Raw genomic sequence first — 966 nt, 5'->3', positions numbered from 1 at the left:
GACGAACTCCATGTTGACCACGTGCCGGTCAGTGCCTGGTTCTGCCGTAGGCTTCGCCCGCCTGCACGATGGAGCGGGCCAGCTCCCCGGCGGCGGCCGCATCCAGGGTGATGTTCAAGAAGCCGGGGCCCGCGATGTCCACCGCCCCGATCCCGGGAACCTGGCGCAGCCGCTCGGCCAGGATGGTGGCGAAGTCACGCGGGGCCATGCCGGCCTTCTTGCCCAGCTGCAGGGCAATGTTCGTCGCCCAGTCGCCGTGCTCACGGCTCTTGGGTCGGTCAACACGCACGGTGTCGGGGATATCGACCGAAATGTCCCCATCGGCGACGGCCTGGGTCAGGCATGCGGATATGGCAGCGGAGAGTTCTTCTGGAGTCACCCTTAAACAATAACGGTTCGGCCACGCTTGGCGCCCGCTCGTGACATGCCCAGACACCGGAAGACCGGTGCCGGGGCTGTTCGGTTGATCACCGCCGGCGTCGATTTGCGCAACCGGTGCCCCAACCTGATAAGCTCAACCCTGTCGCCAACGCGATTCGCCCTCGTAGCTCAGTGGATAGAGCGTCTGTCTCCGGAACAGAAGGCCGAAGGTTCGATTCCTTTCGAGGGCACCAACGGCAAGACCCGCACCAGTTCTGGTGCGGGTCTTGTTTTTCTTCCCACCCCCGGTTTGGCACCCAGCCGCGCTGAAGCATCCAATGGCGGCAGGCTAACCCGAGAATCGACGCTGCCTTTTGGATCGATGCTGCCCCTAGATTCGAAGGCAGCACAGCCCCGGCCGGATACCAGCTGGCACCGCACCAGCACCGGAAGGGTTGCCCCCATGGACCTGCAGGGTGAGCATCGGGCAGAACGCGGTCATCGCCGCCGGGGCCGTGCTCACCGCCGACGTGCCGGAAAACGCGGTGGCGGCCGGGTCCCGGCCCGGGTGGTACGCCACCCGCACGAGGATGCCTAGCCTCACGG

1 tRNA gene and 1 pseudogene are annotated in these 966 nt (G+C 65.8%); one reads left to right on the top strand and one right to left on the bottom strand.

Going from position 1 to position 966, the window contains the following annotated elements:
* Window positions 1–379, bottom strand: a pseudogene (locus tag JCM19049_RS15470) (arginine--tRNA ligase); the annotation flags it as partial.
* Window positions 380–538: 159 nt separating this feature from the next.
* Between JCM19049_RS15470 and JCM19049_RS15465 the strand changes: the two are divergent.
* A tRNA-Arg gene (locus tag JCM19049_RS15465) sits at window positions 539–614 on the top strand.
* The last annotated feature ends 352 nt before the right edge of the window (window positions 615–966 follow it).

Source organism: Arthrobacter sp. JCM 19049 (genome assembly GCF_001310435.1).
This window is presented reverse-complemented; position numbering and strand designations above follow the sequence as displayed.